This window comes from Maribacter sp. 4G9, from assembly GCF_002742265.1.
GTDB lineage: Bacteria > Bacteroidota > Bacteroidia > Flavobacteriales > Flavobacteriaceae > Maribacter.
Map to the genome: position 1 here is coordinate 1 of NZ_MDGL01000057.1, position 23847 is coordinate 23847.

18 protein-coding genes and 1 pseudogene are annotated in these 23847 nt (G+C 41.9%); 10 read left to right on the forward strand and 9 right to left on the reverse strand.

What is annotated here, in order from left to right; all coding sequences use genetic code 11:
• A partial coding sequence (locus BFP75_RS22075) for an ATP-binding protein (protein WP_240531739.1) occupies positions 1–93 on the forward strand: 93 nt, incomplete at its 5' end.
• 423 nt (positions 94–516) lie between these two features.
• Here BFP75_RS22075 and BFP75_RS08070 read toward each other — a convergent pair.
• On the reverse strand, positions 517–3549 hold the full coding sequence (locus BFP75_RS08070) for a DNA polymerase III subunit alpha (protein ID WP_099544737.1): 3033 nt from the start codon (positions 3547–3549) through the stop codon (positions 517–519).
• Between BFP75_RS08070 and BFP75_RS22080 the strand changes: the two genes are divergently transcribed.
• Positions 3532–3891: a hypothetical protein gene (locus BFP75_RS22080; RefSeq protein ID WP_206073521.1), complete on the forward strand. Its 360-nt coding sequence runs from the start codon at positions 3532–3534 to the stop codon at positions 3889–3891. The two genes, BFP75_RS08070 and BFP75_RS22080, sit on opposite strands and share 18 nt — an antisense overlap.
• A gap of 44 nt (positions 3892–3935) precedes the next feature.
• On the opposite strand, the gene dinB is transcribed toward BFP75_RS22080, so the two are convergent.
• A complete protein-coding gene (gene dinB, locus BFP75_RS08080; RefSeq protein WP_099544753.1) occupies positions 3936–5150 on the reverse strand; it encodes a DNA polymerase IV in 1215 nt (404 codons plus the stop codon).
• Between the two features lie 127 nt (positions 5151–5277).
• Here dinB and BFP75_RS08085 point away from each other — a divergent pair, with 127 nt between their 5' ends.
• The 3 genes from BFP75_RS08085 to BFP75_RS08095 all read left to right on the forward strand — a co-directional run bounded on the left by BFP75_RS08085 (position 5278) and on the right by BFP75_RS08095 (position 8090).
• The gene (locus BFP75_RS08085) at positions 5278–6099 is read left to right on the forward strand and encodes a DUF1080 domain-containing protein (protein ID WP_099544738.1); all 822 of its coding nucleotides are present in this window, start codon (positions 5278–5280) and stop codon (positions 6097–6099) included.
• A gap of 15 nt (positions 6100–6114) precedes the next feature.
• On the forward strand, positions 6115–7074 hold the full coding sequence (locus BFP75_RS08090) for a 2-hydroxyacid dehydrogenase (RefSeq protein ID WP_099544739.1): 960 nt from the start codon (positions 6115–6117) through the stop codon (positions 7072–7074).
• Positions 7075–7424: 350 nt separating this feature from the next.
• Positions 7425–8090 (forward strand): outer membrane beta-barrel protein, encoded by a 666-nt coding sequence (locus BFP75_RS08095; protein WP_099544740.1) that lies wholly within the window; start codon positions 7425–7427, stop codon positions 8088–8090.
• Between the two features lie 82 nt (positions 8091–8172).
• On the opposite strand, the gene BFP75_RS08100 is transcribed toward BFP75_RS08095, so the two are convergent.
• Positions 8173–9288, reverse strand: a complete 1116-nt coding sequence (locus tag BFP75_RS08100; protein ID WP_099544754.1) for a Gfo/Idh/MocA family protein — start codon at positions 9286–9288, stop codon at positions 8173–8175.
• A gap of 217 nt (positions 9289–9505) precedes the next feature.
• Between BFP75_RS08100 and BFP75_RS08105 the strand changes: the two genes are divergently transcribed.
• Both BFP75_RS08105 and BFP75_RS08110 read left to right on the forward strand, forming a co-directional pair.
• Positions 9506–10399: a hypothetical protein gene (locus BFP75_RS08105; RefSeq protein ID WP_099544741.1), complete on the forward strand. Its 894-nt coding sequence runs from the start codon at positions 9506–9508 to the stop codon at positions 10397–10399.
• A gap of 55 nt (positions 10400–10454) precedes the next feature.
• Complete coding sequence (locus tag BFP75_RS08110; RefSeq protein WP_240531738.1) at positions 10455–11807, forward strand: TolB family protein; 1353 nt, start codon at positions 10455–10457, stop codon at positions 11805–11807.
• A gap of 106 nt (positions 11808–11913) precedes the next feature.
• On the opposite strand, the gene BFP75_RS08115 is transcribed toward BFP75_RS08110, so the two are convergent.
• The 4 genes from BFP75_RS08115 to BFP75_RS08130 are packed head-to-tail and all read right to left on the reverse strand — an operon-like array spanning position 11914 to position 18521.
• Positions 11914–13308 (reverse strand): c-type cytochrome domain-containing protein, encoded by a 1395-nt coding sequence (locus BFP75_RS08115; protein ID WP_099544743.1) that lies wholly within the window; start codon positions 13306–13308, stop codon positions 11914–11916.
• A 7-nt stretch (positions 13309–13315) separates the two neighbouring features.
• Positions 13316–14206, reverse strand: a complete 891-nt coding sequence (locus tag BFP75_RS08120) for a sugar phosphate isomerase/epimerase family protein (RefSeq protein ID WP_099544744.1) — start codon at positions 14204–14206, stop codon at positions 13316–13318.
• A 34-nt stretch (positions 14207–14240) separates the two neighbouring features.
• Entirely contained in the window at positions 14241–15758 is a 1518-nt protein-coding gene (locus BFP75_RS08125) for a DUF1501 domain-containing protein (protein WP_099544745.1), read from the reverse strand.
• Between the two features lie 21 nt (positions 15759–15779).
• Complete coding sequence (locus BFP75_RS08130) at positions 15780–18521, reverse strand: PSD1 and planctomycete cytochrome C domain-containing protein (protein WP_099544746.1); 2742 nt, start codon at positions 18519–18521, stop codon at positions 15780–15782.
• 914 nt (positions 18522–19435) lie between these two features.
• On the opposite strand from BFP75_RS08130, the gene BFP75_RS08140 reads away from it, so the two are divergent.
• The 3 genes from BFP75_RS08140 (at position 19436) to BFP75_RS08150 (ending at position 22624) form a co-directional block, all read left to right on the forward strand.
• Positions 19436–20497 (forward strand): site-specific integrase, encoded by a 1062-nt coding sequence (locus BFP75_RS08140; protein ID WP_099544748.1) that lies wholly within the window; start codon positions 19436–19438, stop codon positions 20495–20497.
• 421 nt (positions 20498–20918) lie between these two features.
• A complete protein-coding gene (locus BFP75_RS08145; RefSeq protein ID WP_099544749.1) occupies positions 20919–21650 on the forward strand; it encodes a DUF6088 family protein in 732 nt (243 codons plus the stop codon).
• Complete coding sequence (locus tag BFP75_RS08150) at positions 21647–22624, forward strand: nucleotidyl transferase AbiEii/AbiGii toxin family protein (RefSeq protein WP_099544750.1); 978 nt, start codon at positions 21647–21649, stop codon at positions 22622–22624. Before BFP75_RS08145 ends, BFP75_RS08150 begins: the two co-directional genes overlap by 4 nt.
• A 40-nt stretch (positions 22625–22664) precedes the next feature.
• Here BFP75_RS08150 and BFP75_RS08155 read toward each other — a convergent pair whose 3' ends face one another.
• Positions 22665–23690: a DUF2779 domain-containing protein gene (locus BFP75_RS08155; RefSeq protein ID WP_099544751.1), complete on the reverse strand. Its 1026-nt coding sequence runs from the start codon at positions 23688–23690 to the stop codon at positions 22665–22667.
• Between the two features lie 57 nt (positions 23691–23747).
• A pseudogene (locus BFP75_RS22685) lies at positions 23748–23847 on the reverse strand (ATP-binding protein); the annotation flags it as partial.

The window sequence follows — 23847 nt, forward strand, 5'->3', positions numbered from 1 at the left end:
GCGGATGCAATTCTGGATCGTCTGGTACACACAGCTCACAGAATCAACATTAAAGGAGAATCAATGCGAAAAAAACTAAAAAATAAACAGTAAATTTAATCACAAAGGAATCGATTTTGAGCACTTAGTTTGCTATGCTCACTTTCATCCGTTTTAGGTGGTTCACTTTGACCGTCCTATCCACCAAGGAAGGAAAAATGGTTTTTACCGATTATTTCCGTCGGGTGTTCGAAGAGTTTGCCTAGAAAGGGTCTGTTGTACCTACTTTAGTGGCATACTTAAACAAACACCAAATCCAATACATTATGAAAAAGTGTTTTATCCTTCTTGCCATTTATACCTTATTACTTCTTTTTTACTAGAAATACTTCACCCCAGTTTTATACTAGGGGTTTTTTTCGCATACCATTTTAGTGAAGAATTCCATAATTAAAGAATGTGTTTATTCTGTATGGAAAGGGCTTACCTCAAAGGAATTTGAAAATAATCCTTGACCTGTTCCCGTTTTTCATCTCACTATTCCGATGTCAATCCCGAAGGGGAAATTGCATTCTTTTTTTCCGAAAAAACCTTTTTGCTCGTTTTCATGTCCGCATAGCGCGGATCGGGGATATAATCCTCCTTTCGCATTTTGACCACCTCAATGCTTAAAAAATCGAACTCGCTCACCACCTTGCCGTAAAAGCGATAAATGCCCCGACCCCTAAACGAATATTTGGCCGCTACGGGCGGGAACAGTACCGCATCGAAAACCATTCCCTGTTGATCCACCAAGGTAGCAAAGTGCATTCGTTTACCCGTATGTGTGCTGGTATTCTTCACCGTAACCAAATACCCATAAATGTCTATATAGCCGTTTAGATAGTTTCTTAGGTCCTTGCTCCCGTTGGTATTTTTGGGAGTTTCCGCCAAAAGATCAAAAGAACTGCACAGACAAAAACCCAACAGTTCCAATTGGGTAAAGGCATCCTCTTGATCGCTGGTATGCAATTGGGGAATCTTAAAGTTTTGATGTACGGCCGGAAAAAGTTTGGGGTGGTCCAGTTTTGTTCCCTTGTTCAAAAACAAATGGGCCTTCCATAACAGTTGATGCTTGTTGACTCCCGTAAACCGGAATGCATCGATCCGTATGAGAATACTTATCTGTTCTATGGATATGACCACACGATCCAAAAAATCCTCCAAGGAGGCAAACCTCCCTTCCCGACTCCTTTCCCTTAGGATGCGTTCCGCAACCCGACTTTCCAAATCCCGTAAATAGCCCAGTCCCAAGTAAATAGATTTGCCATAAATAACATTGTTATGGCTGCTTTTATTGACACACGGCGGATGAATTGTCGCCCCCAGCATCCGGGCCTCGTGCACATAGAATTCCGCACGGTAGAAACCTCCCCCGTTATTGAGGACCGCCACCATATACTCCAAAGGGTAATAGGCCCTTAAAAACAGGGTTTGATAGCTTTCCACTGCGTATGAGGCGGAATGCCCTTTTGCAAAGGCATAGCCGGCAAAACTGGCAATCTGCTCCCAAACCTCAAAAATGACACTATCCGGTTCGCCCTTTTTACGGCAATTTTCGATAAATTTCAAACGTACCTTTTCAAATTCTTCCCGCGAGCGAAACTTTCCGCTCATCCCCCGTCGTAACACATCGGCTTCGCCCAGATCAAGGTCGGCAAAATAATGGGCTACTTTGATCACATCTTCCTGATACACCATGACCCCGTAGGTCTCCGGCATGATATCCAGCATGACGGGATGTGCCTTCTCTGCTGTTCTCCCCTTTTCCCTATGTCTGAGTATATATTCACGCATCATACCGCTTTTGGCCACCCCGGGCCTAATGATGGAACTGGCGGCCACGAGGCCCAGATAATTATCGACCTCCAGTTTTTTCAATAACATCCGCATGGCCGGGGACTCTACATAAAAACATCCCATGCATTGTGCCGTCTTGATAAGGTTGTTGATCCTAGGGTCCTTTTTAAACTTTTTTACATCGTGGATGTCTATTTCTTCAGCATTGCCAATACGGTTATAGGCGATGATCTCCAAGGACTCCTTGATCTTTGACAAGCCCCTTTGGCCCAGAATATCGAACTTATACAATCCTACATCCTCGGCGATGACCATATCAAACTGTGTGGTAGGAAACCCTTTAGGGGGCAAATGCGTGGCCGAAAACCAATGTATGGGCCTTTCACTGATCAAAATACCTCCGGCGTGAATGCTCAGGTAATTGGGCATTCCCATGATCAACCGACCATATTTTAACACCAACCGTGCCACCTCATCAAGCTTTGCCAGATCGAACCTTCCCTCGGCCAAAAAATCGATTTCATTTTTGGGAAGCCCAAATACTTTTCCCAGCTCACGAATGACGCCCCTTTCCTTAAAGGTTACGTAGGTTCCCAAAAGGGCCACGTACTTAAAACGGTCAAAAATATATTGGGTCATTACTGGCCGGTCCCTATGGGAGAAATCGATATCAAAATCCGGGGGGTTGGTACGATAAAGATTAATGAAGCGCTCAAAATACAGGTCGAGTTCCATAGGATCCACATCTGTAATCCGCAATAAATAGGCTACGATACTATTGGCACCGCTGCCCCTGCCCACGTAAAAGAAACCGCGTTTTCGTGCATAGGAAACAATGTCCCAATTAATAAGGAAGTAGGAAACAAAGCCCTTCTCCTTGATCAGTCCCAACTCCTTCTTCAAACGCTCCATGATCTCCTCCCCCACTTCTTGGTAACGATACGGTAAGCCTTCGAGACACAGGCGCTCGATCATCCGCTCGTCCTCTTCCTTGGAACCCGTGTAGGTTTGTAGGTTCTGGGAAATTCGTTCCTTGGAAAAATCAAAATAGATGGAACAGGTATTCAACAACTTTTCCGTATTTTCAAGAATAAAGGAATATTCAGAAAAAGCCGCTACTAAATTTTTAATAGGATACATCTTTTCATCCTCGTTGCCTTCCTGCGTTTTGTCCAATTTGCTTAACAGGACATTATTGTCAATGGCCCTTAACAATCTATGGGCATTGAAATCGCCCTTATTCCGGAAGGTTACCGGTTGTTGCACCACCAACCTGTCCCTCAACCCCTTTATTCTTGAAAATGGCAATTTACGCAGGTCTGCTATCGATATTCCTATAAATTCTTGCGCCCCAAAGTGGGCCATTTCATTGAGCAGTACCTTTTCAAAAGGATAGACTACATAGGCATTTGAAAAGTCCGGGGCCCGGGAAGGAAACTTTTTTTCCTCATGAAGATGTTGGGATAGGAAATTATTCAGTTCCAAATAACCTTCGTTGTTTTTGGCAATGCCTATAAAACAGGAATCCACACCATTCCTAAAATCAATCCCCAATAGGGGACGCACATCGTATTCAGGGGCCTTACGTACAAAATTCAGCGCAGCGGACGTGTTGTTGATATCCGTGAGTACCAATTTTGTTACCCCGTTCTTTTGAGCCAGGTCCAATAGTTCCTCCTCGGAAAAAGTCCCGTAGCGCAAGCTGTAATATGTGTGGCAATTCAAATACAAGGGACAAGTTCAAATTCAAGTTCAAGTTCAAGTGTCAAGTTCAAAGTTTCTGGTTTCTGGTTGTTGGTTGTTGGTTGTTGGTTGTTGGTTGTTGGTTGTTGGTTGTTGGTTGTTGGCAAAAAAACACAAGTTCAAGTTCAAGTGTCAAGTTCAAAGTTCAAAGTTTCTGGTTTCTGGTTTCAGGTTTCAGGCAAGCAAAAACACTATCTCACTTATTCACTATTTCACTTCCCCACTATCTCATTAAAAATTCAAATTCAAATTCAAACTCAAAAACTACTGGTTGTTGGCTGTTTGTTGTTCGTTGTTCGTTGTTCGTTGTTCGTTGTTCGTAATCAATAACATCTATTTCTAAAAACTAACAACTAAAAACCAATAACTAATTTTTACTGTTTCCGATGCGCCAATACGATCGGTGGCCGGCCATCAAACGGATTGTGCATACGCCCAATGGTATTCTTTCCCATGGCGGAGGCACGGATGACGCTTTTTTCCCCAAAACGATTTCGAATATGGTCCATAGCATGGTACAGGTTCAGCCGCTCCTCGGTATCGTCAAAAAGATTGATCTGATAATTGCCCGATACCAAATGACTGAACCGAATACCAATAAGCCTCACCAATAACCTCCGGTTATACAATACCCTGAACAACTCCAAAATTTTGGGAATCAAAATGTGATCGGCACTGGTATAGGGTATCCGTAACTGTTTGGAGTATGTGTTAAAATCAGAATAACGGATCTTTACCGTAATACAGGCCGTTAATTTTTCTCCCCTACGAAGCTGGTAGGCCAAATTCTCCGTCATGGCAATGAGAATCCCCTTTAACTTCACCACATCTATGGTATCGTGATCAAAGGTACGTTCGGTAGAAATTGACTTTCGGTCACAAAAAGGCACTACCGGAGAATGATCTATGCCATTGGCCCTTTTCCAAATGACCCGCCCGTTTTTCCCCAACACCCTTTGCATGACGTCCATGGGCATTTCCTGTATCGTCCGTACTTGGCGCAGTCCCAAATTTCTGAGCGTTTGATAGGTTTTGTCGCCCACCATGGGAATCTTTTTTATGGAGAGCGGCGCCAAAAAGGGTTTTTCCAGACCGTAATCTATCTTCAATTGGTTATTGGGCTTTGCCTCATTGGTAGCCACTTTGGAGACTACTTTATTGACAGAAAGCCCAAAGGAAATGGGGAGCCCGGTTTCCCTGATAATTTTGTGACGTAGTTCAGAGGCATATTTATAGGCACCAAAAAAACGGTCCATCCCCGTAAGATCCGCATAAAATTCATCGATACTGGACTTTTCAAAAAGGGGCACACTCTCCTTGATAATATCCGTGACCACATCTGAAAATTGACTGTAGGTCCCTGCGTTTCCCCTAATCTGTATAGCTTCGGGGCAAAGCTCCTTGGCCATTTTCATGGGCATCCCGGAATGTACACCATATCCACGGGTCTCATAACTACACGCCGCTACCACGCCACGGTCACTCAGCCCGCCCACAAGAATGGGTTTTTTCAGTAGTTTACTGTCGAGCCTCCGCTCTACGGATACAAAAAACGTATCCAAATCCAAATGTAAAATAGTCTTGTCCATCATCGATCAAAAAGGGAAGACTAATTTATGGAATAAATCCATATTATTGGAAATATTCCAATTTTATTTTACATCGTTACATAGAGAATATTATTACTTTTAGAATCCATTCCAAAATTGAAAAACCATGCTGAAACCTATCGCGTTGCTATGTAAAGGTCTTTTGCTTACCGCTTTTATCTGTTTGACCAGTTGTAAGGACAACAAAAAAGAGGTTGCAAAAACCGATTTGGAACAACCCAAAGACCAATGGATACCTATTTTCAATGGCGAAAACCTTAACGGTTGGACCATAAAGATAAACGGATATCCATTAGGGGAAAATTTCGGGAATACTTTTAGGGTGGAGGACAGTATCTTGAAAATACGCTATGATGCATACGGTCCCGAATTTGGCGAACGCTTCGGTGCACTTTTCTATGATAAGGAATTAACGGATTACCGATTAAAAGTAGAATATCGGTTTGTGGGCGAAACCGCTGCCGGTGCTCCCGAGTGGGGCTACAGGGACAGTGGGGTACAGATACATACCCAACCGCCCAACACTGTTCAATTGAACCAAGGTTTTCCCATTTGTCTGGAATACAACCTACACGGTGGCAATGGCACCGAGGACAGACCATTGGGTGCTATTTGCGGTATTGGGATGAAGGTAGAAATAGACGGAGAGCGAAGCGACCTGTTCTGTAATCCCGCCAAAGTGGCCAAAACCTTCCACGGAGATCAATGGGTAACGGTTGAAATTGATGTGCAGGACGGAAAGATGAAGCATTTTGTGAACGGGGAAGAAATCATGAGCTACTCCGATCCCGTATATGATCCGGAAAATGAATTTGCAAGGGCTTTTATAAAAGAAGGTGATTCCACGGTAAACAGCGGATTTATTTCCCTACAATCCAACAGTCACCCCATCGATTTTAGAAAAATAGAATTGTTGCCCTATAACTAGTCCAAAACCACAACTATGAAGGTATTGGTTTCCTTGAACTTTCCCCCTTTGGGTATAGAAATGCTTAAGAAAGAAGGTTTGGATGTTACGGTTTGGACGAATGACATCCCCATGACCAGGGAACAACTCATCCACGCCACCCAGGAACACGATGTACTATTGTCCTCTAGTATTTATGCTTTGGATGCCGATTTTCTAGAACAGAACAAGCACCTGAAGCTCATTTCCCAATTTGCCGTGGGCTATAACAATATCGATATAAAGAAAGCGGCAGAATTGGGCATTCCGGTTACCAATACCCCAAACGCCATGACCGATGCCACGGCCGACATTGCTTTTGGCCTGATGATGGCCGTATCCAGGAAAATGTTCTACATGCATAAAAAAATTATATCCGGGGATTGGGGACATTTTAGGCCACAGGCTAATTTAGGCATGGAGCTAAAAGGAAAAACAGTGGGCATTTTTGGGATGGGACGAATAGGAAGTGCATTCGCCAAACGTTGCCATGGAGCTTATGACATGAATGTCATTTATCATAACAGGACGCCCAACCCAGAGATGGAAAAAGAGCTGAATGCGAGCTACGTATCCTTTGAGGAATTATTGAAAGAAAGCGATGTGTTATCGATACATGCAAGCCTTTCCGAAGAAACAAAAGGATTGTTTGATGCCGATGCCTTTTCAAAAATGAAACCATCGGCCATTTTTATAAATACGGCCAGAGGAGGTCTTCACGATGAGAAAAGCCTCATCGAAGCATTGCAAAATCATGTTATATGGGGAGCAGGTCTGGATGTCACAGATCCAGAGCCCATAAAGAAAGACAATCCCCTACTGCATATGGAAAACGTGGCGGTAACGCCACATTTGGGGTCCGCTACCGTTGAGGCCCGCAATGAAATGTCCCGATTGGCAGCTTTGAACATCATTCAATTTTCAAAAGGGGAAACGTTGACAAACTTGGTTCAGTAAAGGATGAAACAGTATTACTTCCCTTTTTTTCCGATGTCCAAAATCATAAAAATAGGTTACTGAAGCAATGAAGTACATTGAAAAAGTATCCTGGTTTTTGAAGGCCCTACGCTGCATCCAAAATAATAGCCTAAGGCTTACAATACTGATAATGCGTTTTACGTAAAACCTATTATAAACATAATCAAACAATTAGGTTTACTTGTATAAATATACTTCAACAAAAAACTTTAATCAATTGTTTTCAACCATACCGTTATGAAGAGATTATATAAAGGTTAAATCAATATTTTTTCTATAATACGGTATAATAGTTGAACGTGGTTGAAGAACATTAAATCACATTCAACATGAAAAAAATTTCACTATTTGCAATTCTTCTAGCCTGTCTTACTGCTTCAGCCCAGGAATCTGAAGAAAACCTAGTCATTGAAAAAGGAACTTGGAACATTAGGGGCAATGCTTCCATACGTTTTTCAAATAACGATAACAGACTTAATCTACAGGATTTTGTTGCTGAAAATTCTTTGAATTCATTTACAATTGCCCCCTCTTTTGGCTACACCCTAAAAAATAATTTGGTCGTGGGGGTAGGTCTACAATATCTCAATCAAAAAACGGAAGGATCTACCACTAGCTTAAATAACACTGATAATTTCAAATCCACAAACAACTCCATAGGATTAGTTCCATATATACGTGGTTATAAAGCCTTAGGAAAACAACTAGCACTATACTTACAGGGAGAGGCAGGATATAATCGTAATTGGGGAAAAAGCGAACAAAATGGGCAAAGTGAAAATAATGACTTCACTGGAAATAATCTGTTTATAGGTATACGCCCAGGTATTACTTATTTTTTGGATAAAAAATTGGCTATGGAAGCAAATTACGGTGCATTGGGTTATTCCTTTAACGAGACTAAATATGAGGATGGTAGGAGTACTAAATCAGATAGTTTCAATTTAAACCTAGATGCCTCCAATATATTTTTTGGATTGGCTTATTATTTCTGAGTATGATTTGAACAGAAAGCGTCGGATTTAAGCTTTACTCTCAAATCCGACGCTTTGAAATTAAAAATACTAGTTTAGAAAACTAAGTCCATTCAATCTCAATCTTATCCCCACTTTGTGCCGCTTTAAAAATGGCATCGATGATTTTCATGTCCTTTACCCCTTCTTCGCCATCCACAGGTACAATAGGCTGCTTGCCTTCAAAAATAAGTTCCGCCATACCGTCCATTTGTAAGGTTTGATGGGTAAAATGGGGCTGGTCCAGTTCACCCTTGTGGGTGCGTCCCTGTATAGGTCCATACCCGGTAGAAGGCTTCATTTCCATCCACCCTTTGGAACCCGTCATAAAAAAACGGTCCAGATTATTCATGTTGTACGTTGAAAGACAGTTTGCTACGGCACCGCTAGGGAAACCCATCTGAAATTGTATGGTCTCGTCCACGCCTTCCTTGAACTTTACCGGGTCGGTTTTGGTTTCCTGTGCGGTCACCCAGATAGGGTCTTCTCCCAAAATATATCTTGCCCCGTTAATGGAGTAAATACCAATATCCATCATGGCACCGCCACCGGCAAGCTTCTTATTCAATCGCCATTGTGTTGGGTCTCCGATCACAAATCCGGACTGACCTTGAAAAAACTTTGGCTGACCAAATTCGCCATCCTTACGCATTTGGATAACATGTACCGTTTTGGGTTCAAAATGCATCCGATAACCTATCAACAACTTCACGTTTGCGGCCTTGCAGGCATCTACCATTTTCTGACCTTCCTCGGCATTGACGCCCATGGGTTTCTCACAAATGACATGTTTACCGGCCTTTGCCACCCTAATCGTCTGTTCATAATGAAGACCGTTCGGTGTAATGACATATACCGCATCTATATCGTCATTATCTATTATGGCATCAAAATTTTCGTAATTGTAACAGTTCTTTTTAGGGATACCGTATTTGGATTGCCAATCGGTTATTTTTGACGGCGTACCGCTAATCACCCCCACCAATTTAGCCTTTTTACAATCACGCATGGCTTCCGCGACCCTGGTTCCATAACTGCCCAAACCCATAATGGCCACTCTTAAAACGGGACCATCATAATATGCTTCGGACGAAGCGAAAAGTTTTGATGGATTACTCAGTAACGAAACGCCAAGGGATGAAACCGCTATGTTTTCTATGAATTTTCTTCTTGAAGTCATTATAAGGATGTTTATTTCTACGTCCCATAAAAATAGTGTTTTAAAAAATACAAGGCCATTATCCCCTCTCCAATATTTCCAACTGACAATATACCAAACCATAAAGGTTTAATATGACCCAACATTTTTGAGGAATTGGCGTTATACTTACGACCAGATGTTTTTATAGCTTTATATAAAATAACAAAGTGCTACTATTTTGATTTTCAGATTATACATGAAATCCTTGCTAATTACATTATTGTTTTGTTTCAATTGTACTATTGGCAATTCACAGGAAGGCAAATCCAGCATTCAGATAACGAACCCGGACCAAAGCACGGTTTGGTCCATACCGCAAGAGGTCACCTTGGAATGGACTACCCAAAATATTGGTCCGGATAAGTCCATTCGGTTTTTTCTAGTACGTAACGAGATGGTGGTACAGGAACTGGGGTCCTTTAAAAACACGGGTATGGCCAGCGGAATAGGGCTCGCTAAGAATATTGGATCCGGAAACCAATATCAAGTTGTGGGCATTGAACTCTTCCCAGACGACAAATACAACATTGCCAAGTTCGTAACCCCATTTTTTTCCATTACCAATAAAGCATCGGACGAGCGGAATAAAAAGCGTGAAGAGGCGCAAGAGACAAAGCGGGAATTGACCCGAAAGGAAAAACGCGAACTAAGAAAAAAACAAAGGGATAAAAAAGAAAAGATCCAGGCGATTTCCACCAATTCGGTCAAGGAAACACCAAAATCGGAGGACCTGGCCAGGGCCGAATTTGAAGGAAGAAAAATTTCCTATACCGAAGAACTATCGTTCAGCAATGAAAACATAACCATTAAAATTTGGGACCATGGAAGACAGGATGGTGACATTGTATCCATCTACCTGAACGGTTCCCCGGTCGTATCCAAACACTATTTGACCTATTACAAGCGAGAATTTAAGGTGAAGCTGAACCCGAACAAATCTAACGACCTGTTCCTCTATGCGCACAACTTGGGCGATGCCCCGCCAAATACGGTTTCCGTTGAAATTTCGGATGGGTCAAAATCCGAAAACTTAATTTTGAACTCGGACCTTCAAAGCTGTGAGGCCGTTATGATCAGCGTGAATAAGTAAAGTTTCCTATTTTGGGTAATTTATACGTACTTTTAAAAAAGGCACGTAAATTACCATGAAACAGAAACGTAAGCATAGGGCAGCTTTTGGATGTAGGCCATTTCTAATGAAATTGATGTTCCTTTTTACCATCCTAGTTTGTTCCACAATACAATCCCAAAGGGAAAAAGATTCCATAGAGATTATCAAACTTCTTGAAAAAGAAGGACTCACATGGCGTTTAGGTGACAAGGAAGGACATGCGGAATGCTGGGAAGCTACCCCAAATGGTATCATCGCCATGTCAACGGCCAACGGCCATCTAATGAACGTCCCGGTCGAGATGGTAATAAACCCATCGCCCAATATGCTAGGTAACGGTGGGTTCGCCTTTCATTCCAACCATAAAATGCATATTGGTGAAAATTTGGCTTGGGTAGGTCATGATGAAGTTTCCGTGGATACCCTAGGAAGGGAAACACTTTCCTATGAGGTGCGATTTTTAAATAAATTCGATGATGCATGGAAATTGGTTGGCCAATCCATGCATTTTTACAATCATCCGGCCGAAAATAAAATAGACACCACCAGTTACATCCAAACGGTGGACATAGAAACCGGCCGCATTGAGACGGTTCTTCATATCAACGAACATTTTGAGGCACCCAATTGGCATCCGGAAGGTTATTTGATCGTAAACAGCAAAGGGAAACTATATACCCTGGACCTTAGCACGAAAAAATTGAACCTGCTTGATACCGGTTTTGCAAATCAATGCAACAATGATCATGGCATTTCGCCAGATAACAAGTGGGTGGCCCTAAGCCACAACGACAAAGAAAACCCTTCTTCCAAATCCTATAAATCGGCCATCTTCATCATGCCCATAAAGGGCGGGGAACCAAAGCGCATAACCGCTAACGTCCCTTCTTATTGGCATGGCTGGTCACCAAACGGAAAAACACTAGCCTATTGTGCGGAACGTAATGGCAATTATGACGTATATACCATTGGGGTTAACGGCGGCAAGGAAAAAAGACTTACCACTGCGGAGGGATTGGACGATGGCCCAGAGTATTCCCCAGATGGAAAGTATATCTACTTTAATTCCTACAGAACGGGCCACATGCAAATTTGGAGGATGCTTGCGAATGGAAATAAACCTGAACAGCTTACTTTTGACAAATACTCCAATTGGTTTCCCCATCCTTCACCCGATGGGAAATGGATTGTCTATATCGCCTATACTTCCGACCAAAAACAAAGTCACCTGTTTGGAAAACAGGTCAAACTCAGACTTATGGACTTGGAAACCAAGGAAATTCGTGATATTACCCCCGTTTTCTTTGGAGGCCAAGGAACCATCAACGTACCCTCCTGGAGTCCGGACAGTAAGAAATTGGCCTTTGTAAGCTATTCGGTCAATTGAAATCTTGCTTGATCCTTCAATAAAAAACCATTGCGCAAACACCTTTTATTTTATGCCACCGTTCCTATTGTGCCAGAGAGAGGTATGGTGAATCTAAAACTTGGCACTAATAGACTATGCTGTCCGATGCCACGGGTGGCAAGGTATAATTGCCGTACTCCAAAATAATCTTTCCTTCACCAAGGGTGTGAGTCCCCATTCTATCCGCCAGAGTATTAAACAAAAACACTTTTTTCAAATGCCCAAACTCCTCTAATTTTGGCAATTGGCTTTCCTTAAAGCTTGTATGGGAGATATTCAGGCTTTTAAGGTGGGATAAAGAAGCCAATAGTTCAATTTGGTCACCCGTTATCGAGGTATTATCCAGCTTTAAAATCGTTAAATTGTTCAATTTGGATAGTTTATCAAAAATAGCGTCCGAAATTTTTGTGCCTCCCAAATCTAACACCGCAATGTGCTCCTTAACGGGCAATAGATATTCAAAATTGGAATCCTCAAAACTTGGTAGGTTCAATGCCGAAACTTTCAAAAAATTGGTAGTCCCACTGATGGCTTCCACATGTAGACCGGTTTCTTTGACTTTTAAAATACTGTCCCTATGGGCTTCTTCAACGGTTGTATCCGGATAATCGAACTCCATGGTTTTTGGGAAGAAAGATGCAAAGAGGGCCTTTTCCAATCCCATTTCCCCTATGGTCTTGTCAAAGGACATACCGTTTTCGATCCAAACTCCGATCAATGCCACCTCTTCCTTAGAAGGCTGCCTTTTTCCGTCCGGAGGCATATGTTTGTCATCTTCCTTTGGAAGTCCCATCCTTTTAAAAAGATCGCTTCGACCAGGATGGTTGGCCAATACCACAGGGGCGTTCTCGCCACTAGTCTGGATTCCTTCCCTGGTATTTAAAAGTAGGTCGCCCTTGGACTTTTTCGGGTTATGGCAACTGATACAATTATTGTTCAAAATGGGTTGTACTATATCGGTGTAGAGTACGGCATTTTGCCAATCCTCTTCCGTTAACACTATTTCCTTTTCCTCTAAAACTTCATATCCCAAGGCTGTTTTTAGGGAATTGGGCAATGGTTCCAACAAATAATCTTCGCCATGGGTAATGTTACCGCCTTGATGTCCCGTAAATGAAATAAGTATAAAAATTAGGACGGAATATGCGTTGACAGGGATTTTACCAAAACTCCATTTTAGGGAAATTCCCCCAAGCCTTGTCCACATGAAAAAACAAAACAGTGCAGTTGCAATACCGGACCAGAGATGCCATGCGACCGAGTCATAGGAATAACCCTCCCCAAGATATTGAAGGTATCCTGTCACACAAGCAAGGGAGGCTCCATAACCGGCCCATAAATAGATGGTGGCTATGACCTTTCCCAATTGCTTACGTTTACGGTCATGGACCTGAAAAAGTAGTCCTAGAATGATGAAACCGATTGGCAGGTGTACTATAAGCGGGTGTAGCCTTCCCAGAAGTTGTTTTAAAATATCCATTCTTTATCTACCGAAGCCCCAATCGCTCCTTGATTATTTCCATCATATATAAATTAGCCTGCCATTGATCGGACACGGGTACTTTTGTATAAGGCAAGGTAGGCATATAGGTAGGCGGGCCAAACTCTGTCGTTATCGTAAATGTGTCCTTCTTTTTCCAACGATTAAGGATTACTTCCTCCCAAATATCCAAATGTCGCTCCACGGCCAATTTCCATTCCGGTGCCTGGGGATCGTTGACCTGCGGTCCTTCCGCATGGCCCACCCTAGCGTGTAGGTGACCTGAACGTGATATCACCTCCTTTAAATCTTCCCCGTTGTTCTCTAATAAAGACTCATGGACGACCATCCAATGGCTGATATCAAGATTCATTATTAGTTCCGGAATTTCGGACAGGTAATTTTTGGTATCTGGCAGGTTAAAACTAAAACGGCCCCTGTGGGTTTCGTGATAAACGGGAATGTGATACTCCTTGGAAATGGTGTTCGCTACGTCAATGAAGGCCTTGTTCTGTTCAAAAGTATAAAAGTCGCTCCCAGTATGGCAATTGATGTACATGGGGGACAAAGCGACCAATTTTTCAAGATGGTTTTCATACGCCTTGAGGCTTTCTTCGAATGGCATGGACTTATTGGTCCCGTTCAAGAAACCTACCAGCAGGCCATGTTTTCTAAGGGCGTCCATCAGCTCCTTTTGTTCCTCTTCCGTACTTGGCAGCCATACCTCGATTCCGTCATAGCCCGCGGCCTTTGTTCTTTCACAGAATTCGTCCATGGTACCGGTTCGGCCCCAATCGGTCTGGAAGAAAAGTACCTTTTTTTCACCTTGGGCCGTTCCGTTCATTCCAAGCAGCACTACTATTGCAAAAATTATGGCCAAGTATCGTGAAGCGTTCATAAACTCTAATTTATTGATTCCATAATTTCCATTATCAGGCCAGGATTTGATGGATCACTTCTCCTTCAACATCCGTTAGCCGAAAGGGCCTTCCCTGAAAGTCGAAGGTAAATTGTTCGTGGTCGAAGCCCAAAAGGTGTAAAATAGTAGCATGTACATCGTGTACCGATACCCTGCCGTCCACACCGGAAAATCCAATGGCATCGGTCTGGCCATGCGACGCCCCTTTTTTGATACCTCCTCCGGCCATCCACATAGTAAAGGCGTCCCCATGGTGGTCCCTTCCTTTGAAGCCCATGGTCTTACCTTCCCTATTTTCCTGCATCGGCGTCCTTCCAAACTCTCCGCCCCAAACCACCAAGGTATCTTCCAATAAACCCCGTTGTTTCAAATCCAACAACAAAGCGCTCATAGGCCTGTCTATATCCCTACATTTGTTCTTCAGTCCCAAATCCACGGCGGTACTTGGGTCCGTGCCATGGGCGTCCCAGCCCCAATCGAACAACTGTACAAAGCGTACACCGTCTTCCACCAGTTTTCTGGCCAAAAGACAGTTGTTCGCAAAGGATTCCTTACCGGGTTCCACCCCGTACATTTCCTTGATATACTGGGGTTCGTCGTTTATGTTCATGACCTCGGGAACCGCAATTTGCATTCTATAGGCCATCTCATATTGGTTGATACGGGCCAGAATCTCAGGATCCGCATATTTGGCATATTCCTTTTTATTGATCTCGTTGATGGCCTGGACGGTTTTCCTTTTCAAATCACGGGATATTCCATCGGGATCTTCGATATATAACACCGGATCTCCTTTGGAGCGGCATTGCACCCCTTGGTATACGGATGGTAGGAAGCCACTTCCCCAAACACTTTTTCCGGCACTTGGAGCTTTTCCACCCGAAGTAAGCACTACAAAACCGGGTAGGTTCTGGTTTTCCGAACCGAGACCATAGGTCACCCAGGAACCTATACTGGGCCTGCCCAACCGTGGACTACCGGTATGCATGAACAATTGCGCAGGACCGTGATTGAATTGGTCCGTATGCACCGCCTTCAAAAAAGCCACCTCGTCCACGACCTTCTTAAAATGGGGCAAGTTGTCCGATACCCAATTCCCGGACTCCCCCTCCTGCTTGAAAGTTGCCTGTGGTCCCAATAATTTTGGGGTACCACGGATGAATGCAAATTTCTTGCCTTCCAAGAGCGATTGGGGACATTCCTGATTGTTCAATTTGGCCAGTTCCGGTTTGTAGTCGAACATCTCCAGTTGGGACGGGGCCCCTGCCATATGCAAATAAATAACGTTCTTGACACGGGGCGAAAAAGGCGGGGGCAACGTGGCCAAAGGGTTCAAATCACGTTCCGTAAATCCGGAAGCTACGCTGGAGCTATTTTTTGGTCGGCCTAAGGGATCGCATCCCATAAAAATGGAGCCAAGGGCGAGACCGCCCATACCCGTGGCGCATTGTTTTATGAAATGGCGTCTTGTCTTGACCTCCAGTTCCCGCTGAATTTTTTCCGCTATAAGTCTATCGATGTTGGGCTTCATATTGCTTCTAATTCATTTTAATTATGTCTTGGTCAAAAATTCGTCCAAGTTCATGATGGCATTGGCCACTACGGTCAAGGCCGCTATTTTATGGCTCGGTCTTTCGCTCAGCCCTAAAAAATTTAGTTCCGTTTCCATTCCCGATTCAAAATCCATCAGAGCATCGTCATAAAGATTTTTCAGTACGGTCAGTTTTTCCTTGTCGATTTTGGAGAGGGTTGCCTTTTCAAACCCCAATGCAATGCCTTCTTCCACATTCTCCTTATCCATGATTTTGGCAAATTCATAGGCCGCCTCCAAATACACGGGGTCGTTCAGGGTTATCAAAGCCTGAAGGGGCGTATTGGTCACGGTACGTCTAATTGTGCATACTTCCCTGCTCCCGGCATCAAAGGTTATGAAAGAGGGATACGGACTCGTTCTTTTCAGATAGGTGTAAATGGCCCTTCTATACCTGTCCTCCCCTTTGCTTTCCAACCAACTCTCGTTACTATAAACGGATTGCCAGACGCCATCGGGTTGTGGGGGCATGACCCCTGGACCGTACATTTTATCGCTTAACAGGCCCGATACCGCCAATGCCTGATCTCGTATCTGTTCTGCCGACAAGCGTATTCTAGGGCCACGGGCATACCATTCATTGTGGGGATCCTTTTGGTACATTTCCGGTGTGGCAGCGGAGCTTTGTCTGTATGTGCCCGACATAACCAGTTCCTTGATAAGCGATTTTACATGCCACTTCTGTTCGTTCATAAAACGTAAGGACAACCAATCCAGCAATGCCGGATAGCTTGGAGGGTCCGACTGTGTTCCCATGTCCTCCAAGGAAGCAACGATTCCCCTTCCAAAAATTTGATGCCATACCCTGTTTACCAATGTTCTAGCGGTCAAGGGATTCTCCTTACTGACCAACCATTTGGACATCCCCAAACGGTTCTCCGGCCATTCCTTTAAAAACGGGTTCAAGGATTTGGGAGTACCCGGTTGCACCGTATCCCCTAAGGTCATCCAGCTGCCCCGCTCAAAAATCTGGGTCGCCCTAGCCATTTGTCCATTGTTTTCGACCATAATGGGCAGTTTATCGGTTTTGGCATTTATCATATCCAAAAAGGTTTCGCTCACTTGGTCATAACCGGGCACGTTCAATCCAGGAATATCTTCTAAAAAGGCGAACCACGTTATGTAGCTGGTAGAGACTTGTGGCGCAATTGCATTGTTCTTGGTTTCAAAATATAAATCGACCGGTTCATTTATTTGCCTGAAAGGTATCCTGCGGATAAGCCTTCCATCGGTTTTATTAATGGTAAATTGGGCCAGAATGCGGCCTTGGGCATTGTCCTGCCGTATGGTCATAACGGTGCCGTTCAAAGGGGCACTGTACTCCATATACATTAAGGACGCCCCGTTGGTGTGGATATTCTTCAATTCACAGGAACCATCTTGCCATAGCGCGAGATATTTGGTATCGGCAAGTTCGCCGTTGACAAAGTTCTTTGCGTTATGGGCCAGATATTTGGGTTCCTTGAACACTAAAAAATCATCGTAACGTTGGGCCGTCTCCTTGGTGCCGTGCTCCTTAATCCATGAAATGACTTCATCCTTCTTTTTTAATTGCGCTTCATCAAAAAAACGGATGTTGGGGCTTTCATCCGGTGTATCCTCATCCCGCGTGTTATTAAAAAATGCCAAACTTTTGTAATATTCCTCAAATTTGAAGGGGTCGTAAGGATGGCTGTGGCACTGAACGCACTCCATTGTGGTACTTTGCCAAACGGAGTAGGTAGTGTTCACCCTGTCCATTACCGCCGCTACCCGAAACTCCTCGTCGTCCGTACCGCCCTCATCATTGTTCATGGTATTTCTGTGAAATGCCGTGGCTATCAACTGATCCACCGATGGATCGGGCAACAAATCCCCCGCCAACTGTTCAATTGTAAATTGATCGTAGGGCATGTCTTTGTTGAAGGCGTCTATGACCCAATCCCTGTAGCGCCACATTGTTCTCCCGTTGTCCTTTTCATAGCCCTTGGTGTCCGCATACCTAGCTAGGTCCAACCACCAACTGGCCCATTTTTCACCAAAGGCTTTCTGGGCCAACAGTGTATCCACTACATGTTCATAGCTAAGTTTGCCATCGATAAAATCGGTGTATAATTTTTCCGATGGTGGCAGGCCCGTAATATCAAAGGCCAACCTTCTTATGAGTACATTTTTTTCTGCCGGGGCATTTGGCGAAGCCCCCTCATTTTCCAATCGGGCCAAAATGAAGTTGTCAATGTCGTTCTGTAAAAAATCGGTTCCTCCCCCATCGACCATGCCCGCCTTTTGTGCAATAGCTGGAACGGATACTTCCTTCGGCAACGAGTACGCCCAATGCTCTCCCCATTTGGCGCCTTGGTCGATCCATTTTGAAAGTAGTTCGATTTCCTCGTCCGTCAGGCTTGGTTTCTCATAGGGCATCCTAAGTTCTGGATCTTCTTCCTTCAACCGTTTTATTAATTCGCTGCCGGAGGCGTCCCCGGGGATTATAGCCGGCCTGCCCGATTCCGTGGCGGCAAAGGCCTCATCCTCAAAAAGCAGGCTGAAACCTCCGCTTTTTTTGACACCCCCGTGACAGGTAATACATTTGGTATTTATAATTGGTTTTATCTGCGTGCTGAAGTCTATTTTTTCCGATGTGGAATTGCAGGAACTTAAAAGGCCAAGAAGAGTGAACGCCATTGAAATCTTCACTGGTTTTTCAAATAAAACTCGAATATTCATACTTAATCCGATTAATCGATCATCTACTTTTGTAACTGTTTTTGGACCTTTATTTAAACCTATATATAATATTAATAAATTATATAGATAAAATGCGAATTTATTATTTGCATCAAGGGATTATAGTGCTTCGTCCTTGATCAAATCCTTAACAATTTGCCTCCAAGAAAACCAAAATGATACATTCGGTTCTCCTTTTGAAATCTGTTCGCTTCAACAATCAATAGATGGATTTCCTTATTGTAAAATTTTTACAGATCGAATTATCAATTTTAAATCAAGAAAAAATTGCGATAATACTATTAACATACCAAACTTGGGAAGATTCATTCTTGAATGGGTATTGCACCAATTATACTGACGATATTATACTTTCGTCGGTCCGTAGCAAAATGCCAAATTCAGCTGAAGCACCTATTTATTTGATATTCTATATGTTATAACAGGTTTGTCGCTTGACTCCTTTGACAATTTTAATAATTCCATTGTAGCAAGGACGTCAAAGTTTTAAATAGATTCGTTTCACAGAGAACTTTTGCATTTGTGACCAAAGCAAGTCAGCAAACCTCTAAAATTGAATAAATTAATTGATTAGTTTGCATAAGTATAAGGACTGAATTGGATATCAACACACTAACTTTCTTACAACCCATATTTATCGGGATATTGTTAACTTAAAGAAGTATTTGGGTTTAAAAAAATGCATAGTACCCATCGTGTACCTAAATTAAAAAAGCCGAGACATAAATCTCGGCTTTTCCTTTGTACTCGAGGTGGGAATATCCGTTTCATACCAAATGAAACCATATGAATACAAATGACTGTAAATCAGTTATTTAAAATGTTAAAAATTTGGTTTGCTTTCCCTTTATTTCCTATTTTTAGATGAAAACCGTCACTAAACCGTCACTTTTATGTCTGTACAATTAAGAAGTAGGAAGCTAAAATCAGGAGTAAAAAGTTTGTATTTGGATATCCATCACAATGGAGAACGGTGGCGGGAATTTCTCAAAATTAGATTGTCGCCAAAAGATGCTGACCGAATTGAAAAGAAAAGGTTAGCGGATAAAATAAGGGCAAATCGAGAATTGGAAATACTATCTGATGAAACGGGTCATGTACCAAAGCATTTAAAAAATCAAAACTTCTATTTATTTGCGGAACACTTCATCAAGACGTATAAGTTTAAAGATGTTCGAATCGTGGCTAGTGCAGTTGAAAAATTTAAACTGGCAATAGATAACCCAAGGTTAAAAATTTCTCAAGTTACCCCTTCTATAATGGAAGTTTATAAGGACTATTTAGTGCATGATGCAGGACTTGCTGGGGAAACGGCTCACAACTACTTTACAAGGTTCAAGAAAGTTCTAAGGTCGGCCAAAATTCAAGGGTATTTAAAAACGATGCCTACGGAGGATATTCGATTTTCGAATCCCAATAAGGATGATACATTAAGAAAACAAGTGCTTGATGGAGAAGAATTACAGAAACTGGCCAATACACATTGTGGCAATTCAGAAGTGAAGAAAGCTTTCTTGTTTGCTTGCTATACTTCATTAGGATTTGCAGAAATCAGGGAATTAACTTGGGGCAATATCAACAAAAGTCGTTTGATTACACATAGAAAAAAGACATGCGAATTAATTAATAATCGATTGAACCCGACTGCTCTCGCTATACTCGGTACACCTAAAAAAAAGGACGATTTTGTTTTTAACGTTCAGAATCTTAGTATTAATGGTCTCAACAAAACCATCGGTTATTGGGTCCAGCGGGCGGAAATCAATAAACATATTACCTTTTATTGTGCCAGACATACATTTGCTTGTTTGCTGCTTATGAACGGTGCAAACCTAAAAACGGTGGCCGATGCTATGGGGCACAGCTCTACGAAAAGCACATTAAAATATTTAAACTTCATCAACAAACTGCAAGACGAGGCCATTGACAATCTTCCAGCTTTAAAGATTGCTTAATTAATGCCCTTATTGAGCGTGGGCAAAATAAGGGCATGGAGCGTTTTTTCGCGCTCCATGCGGTTATGCGCGGTGCCGAGGATGTTGGAAAACCGTAGGTTTTTTAACTTCCGCAGGGACATGGACTTATATGGTATAAAAGATCTTTTTTATTTCAGTAGTAGTATGTCAAGTTTTTTGCGCAAAAAACTTGACTTGTTGGCCTTTTAGATTTTTTGGAATAAGGTATTGATGGGACACTTTACGATTAAAATAATCATTTAATGCTATAGTCCCTGTAACTTGCGAGTGTCTTTACCACTCGCAAGTTACAGGGACTAATGAAACAACACAACAAAAGTTATCAGTACTTATTAAAATATGTCCAGTTTTTTAATAAATAAACTGGACATTTTAAATACCTTTGTGTAAATAGTTTCCAATGAAAACCTCTGAATACATTCAAGATAAGATTAATAAGTTGCCCAAAGGGTATGTGTTTACCTATATGGATTTTATGAATGAGGTGACTAGAAGGGAAGCCATCATTAAACATTTGAATAGAATGGCTGCTTCCGGTAAGATAAACAAACTATCCAAAGGTAAATATTTCAAACCGCAAGAAACGGTATTTGGTACTTTGTTGCCAGACCAACACCAAATAGTAAAAGACTTGTTAGAGGAAAATGGAAAACTTGTAGGTTATATTACAGGGTATAGCGTTTACAATTCTCTAGGACTGACTACACAAGTGAGTAGCACGATACAGATAGGCAAACGCGAGATACGACCTTCGTTTAAAAGAGGTCGTTTTAGAATTTCGTTCATCAAACAAAAGAATACGATAAATAAAGAAAACATTCCGCTATTGCGATTGTTGGATGCTATACGTTACATTAAGAAAATACCGGATACCACCATTGAAAAAAGTTGTATTCGACTAATGGCATTATTGCGTGAATTGAAAACTAACGAAGGGATTAAAATTATAAAACTGGCTTTTAAGTATTCCCCTGCAACCAGAGCTTTATTGGGTGCATTGTTAAGCGAAATCGGTTGCAAGGCGGAAATTGAACTAAGAGACCTTCAAGATAGTTTAAACCCCATAACGGTTTATAATCTTAATATTTCTGAAAAGGTATTGTCAAATGCGAAATACTGGAATATAATATGAAGCTGCACGAGAACGAACCACTTTTCAGGCAAGCGGTACAAGCAACCGCACAGCGGATGGGTATTTTAGATATCTATATCGAAAAGGACTATTGGGTATGCTATGCCCTAAAACTCATTTATGATAGTGCCATCAAAGACGAAGTCATATTTAAGGGCGGTACGGCATTATCAAAGTGTTATAAATTTATCGAACGTTTTTCCGAGGATATTGATTTAGTCGTATTGCGCAGGGAAGAAGAGACAGGGAACCAACTAAAGACGAAGCTCAAAAAAATTACTAAGGAAATAACCGCGCCATTTGTAGAAGTAGAAATGGAAGGGATTACCAATAAAATGGGAATGATTCGAAAGATAGCCTATAACTATCCCAAAATTTTCAAAGGAAATTATGGACAGGTACGGGATGCCATTATCATAGAAGCAACATGGCTAGGCTATTTTGAACCATACACTAAAAGAACGCTGAATACTTATATCTATGATATGATGAATGCCACCAATCAAACGGCATTGGCGGAAGAATACAGCCTATTGCCTTTTGAGGCACTTGTACTGGATTCTCGAAGAACACTCTGTGAAAAGATAATGAGTTTGGTTCGGTTCTCACATACCGAAACCCCTATTGTGGACTTGAACGCTAAAATCAGGCATGTGTACGATATTCATCAGCTATTGAAAGACAAAACGGTTCAACAGTTTTTCAATTCGGATGCTTTTGATACGATGCTCCTAAAAGTAGCCCATGACGATGTACAAAGTTTTAAGAACAACAACGACTGGTTACAATACCACCCAAAAGAAGCATTGATTTTCAAAGAACCTGAAGAAACGTGGAATCTACTTAAAGACACGTATCAGAATGAATTTAAGTTTTTGGTTTATGGGGAGTTGCCAAAAGAACAAATCATTTTGTTAACGATTATAGAATTGTCAGATAGATTGGCTCAAGTGAAGTGGAAAATAAAAATTTAAAAAAAGCTTTCATTTTTTTATTATGGTTTCTTCTCCAGATTTAATCTATTAATTGTTTCAAAGAATGATATATTTCAACCATTGCCAAAGTATCTAGTTTGCAATACTCTAATAGGTTATTCTTAGTTTGATCAATATCATCATTAAAACTCTCATCTAAAACCATTCGTCCCCATATATCCATAGCCATAGTACCATCTTGCACCTGCAAAGCTGCATATGAGAATTTTGGCACTAAAACCGGGAGTACTTTTTTAATTGATGACGAGCCTTTAAAGCGATAATCCATATAATCTGCAATAAATATTTTCTCCAGGTCAAACATATGGGAGTTTATATATTCTAAATAAGGACAATACTCCGGTATCCACCCCATCATACTTCTGTTTCTACTTATTTCAAAGCTAGCATGCCATGAAACGAATGTTCCATTCAGGCCTGTGAATTCTTGCATTTCTGATACCATCTGATTTGGCATTTCCAGCTTATCCGCCAAATATTCGAAATGAATTAAAGTTCCGTCTTTCTTAAGGGTATGTATGCTAACTTGAAACGGAATTTGGGCATGAGGGCTTGTACCGTCCAATTTCGGAACTGCACTTGCAAAAGTCTCATAATCAAAAAAGTGCAAAGGAAATGTTAAGCTATCTAGATGTTCGACTATTCCGGTATCATTTAGAATTGGCTTGTCTTGCTGATACGATTCCACTTGTAATTGCTGACCTAGATTAAGCTCAAAATTCATAGGAACTTCCATAATACTAAGAGTGCCATTATCGATAAGGGTGTTTACCTTTTTTTCAGAAATACGCTTTATTTGGTGAATGGAATACTTTGGCAATTTTTCATTGAAATAAGTAAAACTATCGCAATGATTGTTCCTAGTCTTTCGTAAACAAGAACAGGTAGATGTATCAATACCAGATTTGTTAATCAAAGTGATAGCCGCATTAATTTTATTAACAACTCCTGAATATTCATCGTTTACCTTTTCCGTAATGTCCGCGATGAGTAATAAGTTATTTACATTGATGGTATTGTGGCTATTTCGGAGTGATGGTGCCACCTGTTTCGGTCAAACAGTGCCACTTTGAAAGATCTTTCAATAATACAAAAAAATGTGTCAATCGTTTTTTAAAATTCCTTTTCTTAAGCTTTCCCCTTTTAGGTCCAACCTGTGAGAGGAGTTCACGATCCTGTCCAATATGGCGTCGGCAATGGTG

Coding starts and splice junctions, on each gene's coding strand:
- dinB (WP_099544753.1), bottom strand. CDS start 5,150: ATGGACAAGACTATTTTACATTTGGATTTGGATACGTTTTTTGTATCC.
- BFP75_RS08085 (WP_099544738.1), top strand. CDS start 5,278: ATGCTGAAACCTATCGCGTTGCTATGTAAAGGTCTTTTGCTTACCGCT.
- BFP75_RS08090 (WP_099544739.1), top strand. CDS start 6,115: ATGAAGGTATTGGTTTCCTTGAACTTTCCCCCTTTGGGTATAGAAATG.
- BFP75_RS08095 (WP_099544740.1), top strand. CDS start 7,425: ATGAAAAAAATTTCACTATTTGCAATTCTTCTAGCCTGTCTTACTGCT.
- BFP75_RS08100 (WP_099544754.1), bottom strand. CDS start 9,288: ATGACTTCAAGAAGAAAATTCATAGAAAACATAGCGGTTTCATCCCTT.
- BFP75_RS08105 (WP_099544741.1), top strand. CDS start 9,506: ATGAAATCCTTGCTAATTACATTATTGTTTTGTTTCAATTGTACTATT.
- BFP75_RS08110 (WP_240531738.1), top strand. CDS start 10,455: ATGAAACAGAAACGTAAGCATAGGGCAGCTTTTGGATGTAGGCCATTT.
- BFP75_RS08115 (WP_099544743.1), bottom strand. CDS start 13,308: ATGGATATTTTAAAACAACTTCTGGGAAGGCTACACCCGCTTATAGTA.
- BFP75_RS08120 (WP_099544744.1), bottom strand. CDS start 14,206: ATGAACGCTTCACGATACTTGGCCATAATTTTTGCAATAGTAGTGCTG.
- BFP75_RS08125 (WP_099544745.1), bottom strand. CDS start 15,758: ATGAAGCCCAACATCGATAGACTTATAGCGGAAAAAATTCAGCGGGAA.
- BFP75_RS08130 (WP_099544746.1), bottom strand. CDS start 18,521: ATGAATATTCGAGTTTTATTTGAAAAACCAGTGAAGATTTCAATGGCG.
- BFP75_RS08140 (WP_099544748.1), top strand. CDS start 19,436: ATGTCTGTACAATTAAGAAGTAGGAAGCTAAAATCAGGAGTAAAAAGT.
- BFP75_RS08145 (WP_099544749.1), top strand. CDS start 20,919: ATGAAAACCTCTGAATACATTCAAGATAAGATTAATAAGTTGCCCAAA.
- BFP75_RS08150 (WP_099544750.1), top strand. CDS start 21,647: ATGAAGCTGCACGAGAACGAACCACTTTTCAGGCAAGCGGTACAAGCA.